The sequence below is a fragment of the Longicatena sp. genome, from assembly GCF_982403165.1.
The window spans coordinates 1-14,730 of record NZ_CEVYEL010000006.1 but is presented as its reverse complement, the minus strand read 5'-3'; the positions used below and the strand labels follow the sequence as shown (position 1 = coordinate 14,730).

The 14,730-nt window shown below is 37.8% G+C and carries 14 protein-coding genes; 2 read left to right on the top strand and 12 right to left on the bottom strand.

Translation table 11 applies throughout. The features are described 5' to 3' along the window. From AC1VS3_RS02120 to uvsE, 4 genes are all read right to left on the bottom strand, one after another. Entirely contained in the window at nucleotides 1-999 is a 999-nt protein-coding gene (locus tag AC1VS3_RS02120; RefSeq protein ID WP_008689007.1) for a helix-turn-helix transcriptional regulator, read from the bottom strand. An 18-nt stretch (nucleotides 1,000-1,017) separates the two neighbouring features. Next, nucleotides 1,018-1,380 carry an ankyrin repeat domain-containing protein gene (locus AC1VS3_RS02115; protein WP_008689009.1) on the bottom strand — a complete coding sequence of 121 codons (363 nt, stop codon included), beginning with the start codon at nucleotides 1,378-1,380 and terminating at the stop codon, nucleotides 1,018-1,020. A 160-nt stretch (nucleotides 1,381-1,540) separates the two neighbouring features. Next, nucleotides 1,541-2,215 (bottom strand): hypothetical protein, encoded by a 675-nt coding sequence (locus AC1VS3_RS02110; RefSeq protein WP_008689011.1) that lies wholly within the window; start codon nucleotides 2,213-2,215, stop codon nucleotides 1,541-1,543. Between the two features lie 47 nt (nucleotides 2,216-2,262). Next, nucleotides 2,263-3,168: a UV DNA damage repair endonuclease UvsE gene (uvsE, locus tag AC1VS3_RS02105; RefSeq protein WP_017144622.1), complete on the bottom strand. Its 906-nt coding sequence runs from the start codon at nucleotides 3,166-3,168 to the stop codon at nucleotides 2,263-2,265. 98 nt (nucleotides 3,169-3,266) lie between these two features. On the opposite strand from uvsE, the gene AC1VS3_RS02100 reads away from it, so the two are divergent. Both AC1VS3_RS02100 and AC1VS3_RS02095 read left to right on the top strand, forming a co-directional pair. Further along, nucleotides 3,267-4,043, top strand: coding sequence for an HAD hydrolase family protein (locus AC1VS3_RS02100; protein WP_008689014.1), 777 nt, complete (start codon nucleotides 3,267-3,269; stop codon nucleotides 4,041-4,043). Beyond that, a complete protein-coding gene (locus AC1VS3_RS02095) occupies nucleotides 4,040-4,585 on the top strand; it encodes a GNAT family N-acetyltransferase (RefSeq protein WP_119957486.1) in 546 nt (181 codons plus the stop codon). Before AC1VS3_RS02100 ends, AC1VS3_RS02095 begins: the two co-directional genes overlap by 4 nt. A gap of 118 nt (nucleotides 4,586-4,703) precedes the next feature. Here AC1VS3_RS02095 and AC1VS3_RS02090 read toward each other — a convergent pair whose 3' ends face one another. The 8 genes from AC1VS3_RS02090 to hrcA all read right to left on the bottom strand — a co-directional run bounded on the left by AC1VS3_RS02090 (nucleotide 4,704) and on the right by hrcA (nucleotide 14,580). Next, nucleotides 4,704-6,077, bottom strand: coding sequence for an MATE family efflux transporter (locus tag AC1VS3_RS02090; RefSeq protein ID WP_008689018.1), 1,374 nt, complete (start codon nucleotides 6,075-6,077; stop codon nucleotides 4,704-4,706). Between the two features lie 209 nt (nucleotides 6,078-6,286). After that, nucleotides 6,287-8,260 carry a sensor histidine kinase gene (locus tag AC1VS3_RS02085; RefSeq protein WP_227160525.1) on the bottom strand — a complete coding sequence of 658 codons (1,974 nt, stop codon included), beginning with the start codon at nucleotides 8,258-8,260 and terminating at the stop codon, nucleotides 6,287-6,289. A 99-nt stretch (nucleotides 8,261-8,359) separates the two neighbouring features. Beyond that, nucleotides 8,360-9,076 (bottom strand): response regulator transcription factor, encoded by a 717-nt coding sequence (locus AC1VS3_RS02080; RefSeq protein WP_008689020.1) that lies wholly within the window; start codon nucleotides 9,074-9,076, stop codon nucleotides 8,360-8,362. 137 nt (nucleotides 9,077-9,213) lie between these two features. Beyond that, nucleotides 9,214-9,417, bottom strand: a complete 204-nt coding sequence (locus AC1VS3_RS02075; RefSeq protein ID WP_008689021.1) for a hypothetical protein — start codon at nucleotides 9,415-9,417, stop codon at nucleotides 9,214-9,216. Nucleotides 9,418-9,692: 275 nt separating this feature from the next. Further along, on the bottom strand, nucleotides 9,693-10,802 hold the full coding sequence (dnaJ, locus tag AC1VS3_RS02070; RefSeq protein WP_008978936.1) for a molecular chaperone DnaJ: 1,110 nt from the start codon (nucleotides 10,800-10,802) through the stop codon (nucleotides 9,693-9,695). Between the two features lie 244 nt (nucleotides 10,803-11,046). After that, nucleotides 11,047-12,858 (bottom strand): molecular chaperone DnaK, encoded by a 1,812-nt coding sequence (dnaK, locus tag AC1VS3_RS02065; RefSeq protein ID WP_270757396.1) that lies wholly within the window; start codon nucleotides 12,856-12,858, stop codon nucleotides 11,047-11,049. 18 nt (nucleotides 12,859-12,876) lie between these two features. Then, a complete protein-coding gene (grpE, locus tag AC1VS3_RS02060; RefSeq protein ID WP_008978934.1) occupies nucleotides 12,877-13,554 on the bottom strand; it encodes a nucleotide exchange factor GrpE in 678 nt (225 codons plus the stop codon). A gap of 9 nt (nucleotides 13,555-13,563) precedes the next feature. After that, nucleotides 13,564-14,580, bottom strand: coding sequence for a heat-inducible transcriptional repressor HrcA (gene hrcA, locus AC1VS3_RS02055; protein ID WP_020991171.1), 1,017 nt, complete (start codon nucleotides 14,578-14,580; stop codon nucleotides 13,564-13,566). Nucleotides 14,581-14,730 lie beyond the last annotated feature (150 nt).

Below are 14,730 nucleotides of genomic sequence, written 5' to 3'. Positions count from 1 at the left end.
TTATTTCTCCACACTTTCTCTATCTTGTATTATATCATAAGTTGGAACCTTCGTTTCATGATATTGTCGAAACATGTCTTCTACAATATGTTTTAGTTCCGCTTTTAAAGAGAGGGGTTTTCTTACTTCGACCTGATTACCCAAAGATAACAGAAACTGCATAGCTGGAATTTTCCCTTCCATGATCGTTGTGAAATGTAAAACATGTTCATCTATCCATTCACCTTTCGGATCGATGCCAATCATTTTTTCACTTACTAACAAAGCACTCTCACCATGTATCAATACATCCAATTCATAAACCTCATTACGAATAAGACCCTTTTTGCCAATATGCTCACTTACTTGAAAATCAGCATCCCGCTGAAATTTCACATCACTTACTTGCACTTGTTTCATACGCTCTTCACTAAACTTAAAATTTCGATAATCCTTTGCCTTCAATGAATATGCTAAACAATAATAGCTCCCTGCATCGTTCAAGATTTCATATGGATGAATACGTACCTTTTCAAAATTTTTAGCATGCATTCCTTTATATACAATATCAACAGCAAGTTGATCATTACGAGCACCATCCATTCGCATGATAAATTCCTTTAACATTGGATTAAGTAATGGGGTATTGCCCTTCACATAAATACCGCCTTCCTTTTTTTCCATAGTAAGCGTTGCCATTAATTTATCCATCGCAGATAAAAATTGTGGCAACAGCAAAAAATCATCATGACTCTTCATATAGCTGATCGCCTCACTCACCGCCTTAACCTCTTCTTGCCGTAAACCGACAATTGGAAAAAGACAGGATGCATCCAGCTGATAACCGCCATATTTGCCGGTCGTGCTAATGATGGAATAGCCTGCCTCTTCAAGTTCTTTGCGATATTCGGATACATTGCGAATATTTGTATCTAATAATGTCGCTAATTCTTCTCTTGATAAAAAACCTCTTGCTTTTAATAATTGCAACATTTGAATACAGCGTGCACTGCGTTTCATTTCCTCTCATCCTTCCCATTAGGAACGTATGACCTTTGGATGATAGTCCAATGGACTATAGCGGGATGGAAAAGAACCAAAAACCGGTTCAACTTCTTTTTTCTTTGGTACGATACCTTTGGGTGCTAAAGCCGCCACGACTTCACCTATTCCATTTTCTAACGCAAAACCTAATGCCTCTTCCGTGTGATATGCTCCTGCTTCTAAAAATGCCAGAACAGCATCTACATTACGCGTATAGACAGCATGTAATAAGATGGGATAGCCATTGAAAATCCAATTGGGATCCGCCCCAAAATCTAAAAGTTCCTTGATTCTTTCCGTTTCCTTGTTCCAAACTGCATTTAATAATTCCTTTGCCATTTTTCTCTCGTTTATCATATAGCCTCAACCTCTTTCCTTATCTTTACGGCTATATCATAAACCACATTGTTACATTATTTGTGTAATAATATAAAAATAGTATAAACTTTTTTTATTATCTGTACAGCAAAAAAATCTTCCTACAATTCATATATAGAAAGATTTATTTTATATTTACTTAGTTTTCATTTTGTCCTGCAGCATTGGTTCCATTGGTATTGTTGGCATTTGTTTTACCATTATTATTCACATCACCATTTTGATTCCCACTTGTCGTATTACCGGCATTGGGATCGTTTGTTTTGGCATTTCCATATGCACCATCACTTGTTGGCGTATTGGTCGTATCTTTGGCGCTTGTTCCTGCATTTACTCCACCACTTGTATAACCATCAAATGTTGTTAAGACATCGTTCATATCAGCATTTGGGTCATATAACAGTAAGAAATTTCCATTTACTTTTGCTCCATACTCCATTTCTTTATTTTTGATATTTACTCGTACTTTACCTTTTTCTCTAGCCTCTTTTAAGACTTTTTTCATGTTTTCATCATTACTTTTTACACGATATAGATAAGCTGTTTTGCCATTCACCTCAAAGCTTTTTCCTTCATATGCCGCAAATTCCATATTTTTGATTGGCTGCATATTCTCAAGCTCAACTTTTTTGTTATTGAAGAAGCTCATGACATTGTCAATGCTGTCATCAATATCATTTTTTACATCATTTGCAACATCACCGGTATCACTTTGATTTTCCTTACCAGTGGTTTCATTGTTATTACTGCTACAGCCTTGTAATATACCTGTGAACAGAAATGCTGCCAGCAATACTTTCATTGTTTTTTTCATTACTGATTCCTCCTTGTCAATCTTTAGTATGCACAGGGCTTTTTACTTTATTCCTCAAGCAGCCATGGATATTTATTTCGCAATGCTTCTATCACACGCAATGCAGAAACATGTTTATCTTTAACCTCTAACATGATATCAACTTCCTCTTTTTGTAAATCTTTGCAGAATTCCAAAAATGTCTCTATGTCAATAGATGAGGCATGGGCACCGGCACGTTTTAACGGATCCTGTTCGCTGTAATGCATCTTCATGCGCCCATCAACGGATTTCCAAGTCTGCTTTACCAACGCTAGACATTGTTTTTCATTAAGATTGGTAAGAGATGGATTTAATTTATGATGCAAATTATCGAAGACCACCGGTATCTGGATTTTTTCCGCGATCCATAAGACATCCTCTAATGTATAATAGCGATCATCATTTTCAATGATCAAACGTCGTTTGATTGTCTCATCCAATTCTCGATATTCTGCCATAAAACGTTTCATCGCTTCCTGTTTATCGCCATATACCCCACCCACATGTAACACCATCTTATGCGTGGCATCCTCACATAAAAGATCCAAAAGCGCACAATGATATTGTAAATCAACTATCGCTCTTTGTACCACTTCCGGATTAGGAGAATTTATAATCGTATATTGTCCAGGATGCATAGAAACCCGCATATCATAGCGTTTAATTTGTTCTTGTAAGAAAGTAAAGGCTGACTGAAACAAAGTCTGCCAGTCAACACTGTTGATAGGACTAGAGCCAAAAGGTATGATGTCTGAACTAATGCGAAACATTTTAATTCCCTGTTGATGATTATATGTCAGAATATTTGATAAAGCGGTTAAATTGTGATCTATCAGTTCTATTAAACGCAACTCACTCGCATTTTTTGCGATACAGCTACGCATTTTTGTATCATCCTGTAATGCCAGTGTACAAGCATATCCAATTTTCATCTTATCACCTATTGTTAGGATGGCTCTTGTATGGCCCACTATTCTTGTCAAAATTCTTTGTTTCCTGTATGATAATACCAAATAGAAAGGTGATTACAATGAAGAAGAAATATATCTTTTTTGATATTGATGGTACATTAACCGACAATGCTACTAAAAAAATCGTACCTAGTGCTCAGAAAGCACTAGATGAGCTGCAAAAAAACGGACATTTTGTGGCGATTGCCACAGGGCGTGCACATTATAAGGCACGACCCTTTATGGAAAGCGTCCATCTGCATAACATGGTTTGTTGCGGAGGAAATGCACTCGTAGTAAACGATGAACTTATCCAAAACATTCCCTTAGATCGTGAACAAAGTATTACCTTATATCATCAAGCAATCAATGCTGGATATGGTGTATTAGCAATGCTAGATGATTCTATTGACCTTTATGGGATAGATGACACGTTTGTAAAACAATGTGGAGAACGTCAAGAACCTACACGCTATGTGTATGATCAAAACTTTCGCATTGAGGATGCAAAAGATATTTATAAACTATATATCTCCGTACCTATTGATGAAGAAGATCGCATTCCTTTATTAAAAGAAGTCGGCCAACTCCGCTTCGTCGATGCTTACTTAACAATTCAACATGACCGAAAAAAAGATGGTATTATAGACATGTTGCGCTATATTGATGGAAAAGCTGAAGATGTTGTTGTATTTGGTGATGATACAAATGATTTGGTCATGTTTGATTCACAATGGACAAGTATCGCGATGGGAAATGCTAAAGAAGTCTTGAAGAAAAAAGCGGATTATGTGACAGATACTAATACACGTGATGGAATATGGAAGGCTTGTAAAAAGTTTGGGTGGATTGCATGAGACATGAGAAACAAACAACAGATGTTTTGTATGTACAAGACTGTTATCTTCGTTTGCTACGAAAAGAAGATGCCGCCATGTATTATGAGAAAGGTTTTGCGCAAGAAGATGAGGAAGTGAGACGTTTTACCGGAACGACACAAACGTTTAGCAAAAAGATGATCTACGATTATGTCGAACGTATTGCTGAAGCTGATGATCGCTATGATTTTTTAATATTTACATATCAAGACGAGTTAATTGGGGAAGCTGTTTTAAATGACATTGATTGGGATGCTAACATGGCTGGTTTTCGAATTGCTTTATTTTCAAGCACACAAACAAATAAAGGCATCGGTAAACAGGCCGTAAAAGCTGTTACGGATTTTGGATTGTATACCTTACAGCTTCATCGCATTGAACTGGAAGTGTTTGATTACAATCCTCGTGCCCAACATGTGTATGAATGTTGTGGCTATCAGATAGAAGGACGAAAAAAAGATGGCTTATATTATGATGGCAGTTATCACGATATTCTTATCATGGCTATCCTTCATCCATAACAACCACTATGAAAATAAAAAAACATCCAGATAGGGGATTCGCTTGGGAATATCAACGCTTACCAGTACAGACCTTTCTATTTGGATGTTTTTTATATCTTTATCGCTTACTAAGAACTTAACAAATACTTTTTGACGGATGGTCTTGAACTAAGAAATCCGGTTTTTTCATATCCCATAAAAACCAACCAAACAGTAACACACCTTTAAAAATGGAGCTTATGGTAATGGCCCACCAAACACCGTTTAAACCAAGCCCATTTCCCAGCAACATTGCCAAAGGTATACGAGCGGCCGTCAAGGTTACGGATATAATCGAAGGTGGCAATGTCCTACCTAAACCATTAAAAGCACCGGCAGTAGTAATTTCCATACACATAAACAATTGGGAGAAACCTAAGATACGTAAATAATCTACGCCCATCCAAATGACTTTTGGTTCATTGATGAAAATCTGAAAAATAAACTGCGGAAATAAAAGCAATATCAAATTACAAAGGATGCCCCAGCTTATCATCAATCTCATAGACAAACGATATCCCTTGCGAATACGCTGTGCATTATGCGCACCATGATTTTGAGCTACAAAGCTATTTAAAGCAGCGGCATAGCCTTCCGCACTCATCCAAGAAATGGATTCTATCTGTGAGCCAACCTTTTGCACTGCAACGGCTGCATCACCCCAACCGGCAATAAAGCGTGCTATCACCATAGAGATGCTGCTAAACAACATACTTTGTAATCCAATAGGCAGCCCAATACGAAATATTTCCTTCATTTCTTCCTTGTGTATATGTGAAAGAATATGTACTTGTAAAAAAATAAGTGTATCTTTTCTTATTGCCATGAGAAATAATAGACAAACAATCATTTGGGCCATTACTGTAGCTATAGCTGCCCCACGCACTCCCATCGCCGGTATCCCACCAAAACCAAAGATAAAAATAGGATCTAAGAGGATATTCATGAGCAATCCCAAAGCGGTCACTATAAAGGAAGTCTTAGAATTTCCCATGGCTGTCAAAATACCCGTGAATATCTGATTAAGAAATGAGAAAATCACCAGGCCACAGGTGATGATTAAATAACTTTGTGCATCGCCTGCTACCTGTGCACTGTTTAATTTAAAAAAGCCAATCATTTGCCGTGAAAAAACGACCGTGACAAAACCAAATGCCAATGCGAAAACAATGCCCATCTGTATGGCACTTTGGGCATAACATGCTGCCTTGTTTTGATCTTGTGCGCCTAAAGAATGTGCAACTTTGACCTGAGCACCCATCTTGGCTAAGGTGACTAGGCCATTGGAAAGCCACATGAACATACCGGCAGCACCGACAGATGCCACAGCATTTGCCCCGATTCTGCCAATCCATAACATGTCGGTAAGATTATATGCCATTTGTATCAAACTGGTTGCCATGATAGGTAGTGCTAATGAGCTTAATGCCGGAAGTATCGCACCATCTAACAAATTTACATATTTCTTCATTATATCCCTCAATTCTATAGTGTGGTTATAGTACCATACCTAGAAGGTTTTTAGCAATTCTTATACTGGAATTATTATCACAGGTGATGTCTTATAAGAACTTCATCGATTTCCTATGAGCTTCTTTTCATGAAAACGATTGAGGATAAAATAAAGCATGCATAGCTAAGAAATTCTTAAACTAGCATGCTTTGTGCGATTACTGTTTATCAGTTTATATTTGCATCAGAAGGCAAAGCGAATTGCACGATAGCTTTAAATAAGTCCCCATCTACTTCAATATGGAATTGACCATTTTGAATCTCCGTAAAGCTTTTAACGATTGCCAAGCCTAAACCACTTCCTTCTCCATGACGAGAAGAGTCACCTCGTTGAAAACGTTCGACAATTTGCGTTTCATCAAAATTTAATGGTTCCGCGGATATATTTTTCATGGTGATTATCACCGTTTCATTTTCTGCTTTCACCATCACATAAACTCTTGTATTGGCCAATGCATACTTCCCGATATTGATAAATAAATTTTCAAAAATTCGCATGGTTTTATCGCCATCTAACGCAACCAAATATTGTTCTTGATCAAAGCTAGTAATGACCTGTAAATGCTTCTCTTGTAATAATTCACTACATTCAGCTTGTGCTTGTTCGATTAATGCTTTGACATCTAACTCCATAAGATTTAACTGAATGTTTCCACTATTAACTTTACTAACCTCAAATAAATCTTCAATCAGACGACTTAAACGCTGTGTATATTGAGCAAGCATTTGTACATATTGTGTTCTTGTTTCTTCTGACAATGTCGTATCTTGCAACAATTCAACATAATTTCGCATACCGGTCAATGGTGTTTTTAAATCATGTGATACATTACTGATAAGCTCCGTTTTCATTAACTGCGATTTTGTTTCTTCACGCACAGCTTTTTCAAAACCACTGCGCACTTGGGTTAATTCCTGTTGTAGTTCTTTAAATACACCATCTACATGTGTATATTCATAATCAAAACGTCCTTCTTCCATCGCCTTTGCATTCTCTAGTAATTCTTGATACTCTAATTTTACCTCTTTCAACTTATCACGCAGCCAAAAGAAAAGAGCAATTGTATATCCAAAGGAAAGGATGATACCAAATCCCTGCAAGGAACAAAAGATAATAACGATTAGCAAATTTATCAATAGCAGTTTGATCAAACTCTGATTCAATTTATCTAGTTCTACATCTGCTAAAGCATTAACATAATGCTTAAAACGCCGAATGATACTGCCAATGAAGGTGCCCTCTTTCAAATAGCGAATCACACCATGGGCAATTATATACTTTAGCAAAAAGAAAATGATTGATAAATAAGCAAATAACAACATCCATGCCGCAAGGTTCGCAAGTAGGCTTATGCCATCCCACATTTCATATCGTAACAATATTTCAGCCAATAAGCCATTCATCGTATAATTAGAAAGCACCACTACACCCATGCAGCCAAAGGTAATCAGGCAACAGGCTAAAATGGAATTGATTTCAAACTTGATTTGCACAAAAATTTTGAACGGTTGACATTGTTCTACGATACGAATCGGTACTAGAAGTATGAATAGAGCTAAAATACAAGCACCTACTCCCATAGCGATAAACACGTAAGGAGTATATTCATATCTGTCATAAATTGTATCATAAACATACATACCATTATTTGTTAATTTCTCAGGGATGCGTATAACAACTGTAAAATCATTACGAAAAGAAACCTTTGCATCATTTTTTTGATCATATAAGGAAGGATCCCGGATAAACGTATTCATACAATCCACCAAATAATCTTTAGCACCATTCGTATAGTTACCAAAATCTCCGCTCAGCTGTAAAGAACCATCTTTCTTAAAAGTTCCTATGCCATAAAACATACTATCATTTTCACTTAAATCATCCTTGACATTCGCTGCTAATCGTTTTTTTGTATTTGCATCATAAACGATATATTGTACATTTTCATCATTTTGGAAACAGGAGACTGCTCGATCCATCAAGCTTATATACTCATCTTCAAAATGACTTTTTTCAGGAAAATTTGAAAACCTTGGATAGGACCATTGTTCATCCGCAAATTGATTCATACTGAGTGCATAGAAGAACAATTCATCTCCCAGTACATTCTGAATGGTTTTATGCATATTCTCTTTATCCATTTTAGATGATGGATAAAAACTGCATATAGTTATGCTGATCACACTGAGCAACATGATCCATACACTTAAAAATATTCTTTTTTGCTTCATGCTTTTCACCTATCCTTTTTCAATTTTATATCCTACGCCCCATACCACTTTCAAATATTGTGGCTGACGAGGATTCACTTCAATTTTTTCACGCAATTTACGAACATGTACCATGATTGTCTCTGTATTGATGGCTTCTTCTTCCCATACTTGCTCATAAATCTGTTTTGCAGAGTACACTCTTCCTGCGGATTCCATCAACAATTGAAGAATAGCAAATTCTTTCGGAGTCAATTTGACACGCCTGCCATCTACATATACATCCTTTGTATAGGTATCGAGTTCTAATCCGCCGACACAGAAACGATGGGGATTTTTCTCTGTTTTATCTTGTTTGGATGCTGTTTGTAGCGATAATATTTGTTCATACCGGCGCAATTGAGAACGCACACGTGCTAATAATTCCATTGAGCCAAAAGGTTTTGTGACATAATCATCCGCTCCTATATTTAAACCATTGATTTTATCGATATCCTCTGATTTCGCGCTTAAAAAAATCACCGGGAAATCATAGTTTTTACGCAATTCCATCGTCATAGTGATACCGTCCATGATCGGCATCATGATATCTACGATTGCCAAATGTACATCATTGGTATGAATCAAGTCAAGTCCTTCTTTTCCATTTTCCGCTAACAACACTTGATAGCCCTGATTCTTTAGATATATTGCGATTGCCTCGCGGATTCCTTGTTCATCTTCAACAACTAATACGGTATGTTCCATATGTTTCAACGCCCTCTCTTATTTACTTGTTCTATTTTAACCGATTTCTATTCACTTGGAAAGCTTAGATATTCCTATGCAGAAGAAATCCTGCAAACGTGCATACCGTACAGATGCAGTATACAAATAGTTCCATCTTATCCCTCCCACCGTTTTTGTTGCTGTATCATATAGCGCTGTAAGGTGGTTTTTATCATAAAGCCAACTGCCATTGCCAATACGATACCATCCATTGTATCAATCGTTCTTAAAAAGGGGGTAGATGCAATGATGATACATAAGGCAATCGTAAACAGTATACAGATGATGGCAAAACTAATTTGTTTTCTTTGTTTTTTCATCTTCATCTCCTCTTTCTTACTGTTATCAGTATGAAGGATAGTTCTTATCAACTGTTGAAATAAAATCTTAAAAATTTCTAAACAATGACATAACGAAGATGAATTATGATACTTCCTTGCGTTTTTATTATTCTCCATCAGCTAGAATCCTTGTATGAACGTAAAACCAACCTAAATTTCGGTATCATAGATTAGATTACTTAAAAGACCAATATTAAATTCAATCTCATATAAAAAAAGACACAACAAGTAATTTGTTTGTATCTTTCTTCTTACTATTTAAACGCATTCTTGAATTTTTCAAATGGACTTTCATGATCTTTACGATTACGTATCTTCTCATATAATTCCTTCTCTTCACGAGAAAGCTTTTTAGGTATTTCAACTGTGATTTCCACATACTGATCACCTTGCGAACCTCTAGGTGATTTTACACCCTTACCTTTCAAGCGGAACTGTTGTCCATATTGTGTACCTGCCGGTATGGTTAATTCTACATCACCATACACTGTTGGAACATCAATCTTACAACCTAACGTCGCATCAATCGCACTGATTGGTACACTGATTCTTATATCATTGCCATCACGGACAAACTGATTATGACGAGTAACTAAGATTTCGATATATAAATCACCATTAGGACCGCCATTTACACCACGTTCACCTTTGTTTGGCACACGAACCTGCTGACCAGATTGAATACCTGCCGGAATCTTAATATCCAGCTTTACACGCTTATGCTCATAGCCTTTTCCATGACATTTTGGACATTTGTGGGCAATCGTTTTCCCTGTACCATTACAATCCGGACAAACCGTTTGTGATTGGAAAACACCAAATGGTGTACGCTGCTGCTGAGTTACAGTACCTGTACCACCACAACGACTACAAGATTTCACATCAGATTTACTGCGTGCACCGCTGCCCATGCATTCATCACATTGTTCATCCACATCAATTGTAATCGTTTCGGTTTTACCAAAGATAGCATCCATGAAATCAATGCGCATTTGCATGAAACGATCATTTCCCTTACGTGGTCCATTGCTGGCACGGCGACTTCCACCGCCAAAGCCTCCGCCAAAGAAAGAACCGAAGATATCGCTCAGATCTTCAAATCCACCGAATCCGGCGCCACCGCCAAAGCCCTGTGCACCATCCATACCGGCAAAACCAAACTGATCGTAGGTTGCCTTTTTCTGTGGATCGCTCAATACTTCATAAGCTTCATTTATTTCTTTAAATTTTTCTTCTGCACCCGGTTCTTTATTTATATCCGGGTGATATTTTTTGGCCATCTTACGATATGCCTTTTTTATTTCATCCTCGCTTGCACCCTTGCTTAATCCAAGGACTTCGTAATAATCTCGTTTTTCTGCCATGCTCATCACCTTCCTGAATTGCTTGTTATAAATAAATGATAAAATGTTCCATAAATATTCATGTTACATTTCTTCATACCGGGTTTTATTTTATCACACTTTGCCACAAATACCATTCTTTATTTTATTTATGACACATCATTCTCATTATGACAACAAACTCGCTATCCTATATTTTTAGATACCGTTTCTAACAACATACAAAACCTAGCGCAAGCACTAGGATTTGTAGTCGTCAAACATTTTATTTCTTTTCTTCAAATTCAGCATCTACGACATTGTCATCGTTAGCACCCTGTGCATTACCAGCATCGTTAGGATTTCCTGCCTGCTGCTGATACATCTGTGCACTAGCTGCCTGTGCTGCTTTTTCCAAAGCATCCAGTTTTTCTTTCACAGCTGCCATATCATTTTCATCCAGTGATTTCTGTAAATCATCACGCAATTTCTGTGTTTCTTCTTTCTGTTTAGCGTCAATCTTATCACCACTGTCAGCTAACATACCATCAATCTGTGCGATAAAGCCTTCTGCACGGTTACGTAAATCAATTTCTTCTTTACGTTTTTCATCTTCTGCTTTGTGTTCTTCTGCTTCACGTACCATACGATCGATTTCTTCATCACTTAAACCGCTAGTGTTCTGAATCGTGATAGACTGTTCTTTACCAGTACCCTTATCCTTCGCAGATACATGAACGATACCATTAACGTCAATATCGAAAGTTACTTCAATCTGTGGAACACCACGACGTGCTGGAGCAATACCATCCAGTTTAAACATACCTAATTCCTTGTTATCATTTGCCATTGGACGTTCACCCTGCAATACGCGGATATCAACGGCTGGCTGATTATCAGCTGCTGTTGAGAATACCTGTGATTTGCTTGTAGGAATTGTCGTATTACGTGGAATCAATACTGTCATGACACCACCCATTGTTTCAATACCTAAGCTCAATGGTGTAACATCCAGTAACAATACATCTTTTACATCACCCTGGATAACACCACCCTGGATAGCCGCACCCATTGCTACAACTTCATCAGGGTTTACAGAACGGTTAGGCTCTTTACCTAAGACATTTTTAACAGCTTCCTGAACAGCTGGAATACGTGTAGATCCACCTACTAACAATACCTGATGGATATCGTTCTTTGTTAAACCGGCATCACGCAATGCATTACGTACTGGTTCCATCGTACGATCTACCAAGTGTTTTGTCATTTCATCAAATTTTGCACGTGTTAAAGTTGCTTCAAAGTGCAATGGTCCATCAGCTCCTGCAGAGATGAATGGTAAAGAAATCTGTGTCTGCACCATACCGGATAAGTCTTTCTTCGCTTTTTCACCAGCTTCTTTTAAACGCTGCATTGCCATCGTATCTTTACGTAAGTCAACACCGTTTTCTTTCTTGAATGTATCAACCATCCAATCAACAACAACGTTATCGAAGTCGTCGCCACCTAATTTCGTATCACCGTTTGTTGATAATACTTCAAAAGTACCATCAGCTAATTCCAGGATAGAAACATCAAATGTTCCACCACCTAAGTCATATACCAAAACTTTCTGTTCTTTTTCTGTCTTATCAATACCATAAGCTAAAGCTGCAGCTGTAGGTTCGTTGATGATACGTTCTACTTCCAAACCAGCAATCTTACCAGCATCTTTTGTAGCCTGACGCTGTGCATCGTTGAAGTAAGCAGGCACTGTAATCACCGCTTTTTCTACTTTTTCTCCTAAATAATCTTCTGCATAACCTTTCAAATACTGCAGGATCATCGCACTGATTTCCTGAGGTGTATACTGTTTTCCTTCCAATTCTACTTTTTCATTTGTACCCATTAAACGTTTTACAGATGAAACAGTATTTTTGTTTGTGACTACCTGACGTTTTGCGGCATCACCGACAATTCTTTCACCGTTTTTGTATGCGACAACAGATGGTGTTGTACGATTTCCTTCCGGATTTGTAATAACCTTACATTCTCCGCCATCCATCACAGCGACACAGCTGTTTGTTGTACCTAAGTCAATACCAATAATTTTGCTCATATGAATTTCCTCCTTAATTTATTCACTCACTTTTACGAGTGCTGCACGTAATACGCGATCTTTTAACATGTAACCCTTCTGCAGAACTTCAATGACCATACCGGATTCTACGCCTTCTTTGGCCTCCTGCATCAGTGCCTGGTGATAATTTGGATCAAATGGTTTATCCTGTGCTTCAATTACTTTGACACCTTCATTTTCCAAAATGTGTACCAGCTGCTGATAAATCATCTCAAATCCTTTCACATAATTTTTGATGTTAGGATCTTCAACCTTTACATCAAGTGCTCTTTCCAGATTATCCAATACCGGTAATACTTCAGTAGCGAATCCCTGGATACGATATTTTCGTACGTTGTCTGCCTCACTCTGCAAACGCTTCTTTAAGTTTTCTGCATCTGCATATGCCTTGAAATACGCATTTTTGCTGGCAGCGACTTCTTCCTTTAATTTAGCGACTTCTTCTTCTAATTCTTCAATGCGCTTGCGTTTTGAGAACTTCGCGCTTTTCTTTTCTTCTTTTTCTTCAGCTTTGGCATCTTTTTTTGCTTCTTTATCATCTGCCTTCGCATCTTTGTTTACTTCTTTATCCGCTGCCTTTTCGTCTTTGCCAGCTTCTTTTACTTCTTCGGTTTTACACGCTTCTTTTTCACAGTCACATGTTGTTTCTTGTTGCAATTCTTTTTCTTCCTGCATGATGACCTCCTATACTTCTTCCTGTCGATACAAATCTTCAAGAACCTTGCTCATATACTCCATCAAAGCAACGACACGGCTATACTGCATGCGGGTTGGACCAACGATCATCAGCTCACCTTCTTCATTGTCATTAACTTTGAACTTACTGCTGACAACAGCAACATCATTCATATGGATCAATTCATTTTCACCGCCGATTTCAATTGCCATGTTGCCTTCGTGATTGGCAATCTGACGGAATAAAGAGCTGTCTTCCAACATCTTCATCAATTCCTTGAGCTTTTCGATATCTGCGAATTCCGGCTGGTATAACATATTGGTTTTACCGCTGCAATACACATGCTCCGTAGCGAATTTCATGAAAGCACTGACGAAGGCTTCAAACAAGACTTCATGTCGTGCGACATGACTAGCTAATAAAGGCTCAATTTCCTGCATGCGCTCCACGACCTCATTGATCGGTGTGCCGCTCAGCTTATCATTCAACAAATTGCAGCAGGTCTTGATATCGTCTATACTGACCTCGGTGTTAAAATGGAACGTTTTATTTTCCGTATGCCCATGGTCTGTAATAAAGACGGCGACTGCACTGCGTTCTGTCAAAGGAAATAGCTGAATGTGCTGCAAGGTTTGATACTTGCTTTCCGGTCCTAACACGACAGATGTTAATGATGTCATCTGCGATAGGATGTCACAGCTTTTCTTGACGATTTCATCCATTGAGTAATGGCGTTCCTTGAATACTTCCTGAAGAGAATTCTTAACTCCTTCATCAAGTTGCTTCTCCATCAGATGTTCAACATAGAAGCGATACCCTTTACTGCTTGGAATGCGTCCGCTGGAGGTATGTGTTTTTTCCAGCAAGCCGACATCCTCTAATGCAGCCATTTCATTTCGTATGGTAGCACTGGAACAAGTGAACTCTAACAAATCCATCAATCGCTTAGAGCCAACTGGTTCTGCTGTTCTGGTGAACTCATCAACAATTGCTTTAAATATGGATATCTGGCGATTTGTTAGCATGTCTTTCACTCCTTTCTAGCACTCCACCTCTATGTCTGCTAACAGTATATTCCTTTTTGTTAGCACTGTCAATAGGTGAGTGCTAATATTTTTGTTATTTTTTTGCAAACCCTTTAAAATCAATGGTTTGCAGTATCTTATTTCTTTTGA

Bases quoted from the DNA above. Each gene is read 5' to 3' on its own strand.
- AC1VS3_RS02120 (WP_008689007.1), bottom strand. From the start codon at position 999: ATGAAACGCAGTGCACGCTGTATTCAAATGTTGCAATTATTAAAAGCA.
- AC1VS3_RS02115 (WP_008689009.1), bottom strand. From the start codon at position 1,380: ATGATAAACGAGAGAAAAATGGCAAAGGAATTATTAAATGCAGTTTGG.
- AC1VS3_RS02110 (WP_008689011.1), bottom strand. From the start codon at position 2,215: ATGAAAAAAACAATGAAAGTATTGCTGGCAGCATTTCTGTTCACAGGT.
- uvsE (WP_017144622.1), bottom strand. From the start codon at position 3,168: ATGAAAATTGGATATGCTTGTACACTGGCATTACAGGATGATACAAAA.
- AC1VS3_RS02100 (WP_008689014.1), top strand. From the start codon at position 3,267: ATGAAGAAGAAATATATCTTTTTTGATATTGATGGTACATTAACCGAC.
- AC1VS3_RS02095 (WP_119957486.1), top strand. From the start codon at position 4,040: ATGAGACATGAGAAACAAACAACAGATGTTTTGTATGTACAAGACTGT.
- AC1VS3_RS02090 (WP_008689018.1), bottom strand. From the start codon at position 6,077: ATGAAGAAATATGTAAATTTGTTAGATGGTGCGATACTTCCGGCATTA.
- AC1VS3_RS02085 (WP_227160525.1), bottom strand. From the start codon at position 8,260: ATGGATAAAGAGAATATGCATAAAACCATTCAGAATGTACTGGGAGAT.
- AC1VS3_RS02080 (WP_008689020.1), bottom strand. From the start codon at position 9,076: ATGGAACATACCGTATTAGTTGTTGAAGATGAACAAGGAATCCGCGAG.
- AC1VS3_RS02075 (WP_008689021.1), bottom strand. From the start codon at position 9,417: ATGAAAAAACAAAGAAAACAAATTAGTTTTGCCATCATCTGTATACTG.
- dnaJ (WP_008978936.1), bottom strand. From the start codon at position 10,802: ATGGCAGAAAAACGAGATTATTACGAAGTCCTTGGATTAAGCAAGGGT.
- dnaK (WP_270757396.1), bottom strand. From the start codon at position 12,858: ATGAGCAAAATTATTGGTATTGACTTAGGTACAACAAACAGCTGTGTC.
- grpE (WP_008978934.1), bottom strand. From the start codon at position 13,554: ATGCAGGAAGAAAAAGAATTGCAACAAGAAACAACATGTGACTGTGAA.
- hrcA (WP_020991171.1), bottom strand. From the start codon at position 14,580: ATGCTAACAAATCGCCAGATATCCATATTTAAAGCAATTGTTGATGAG.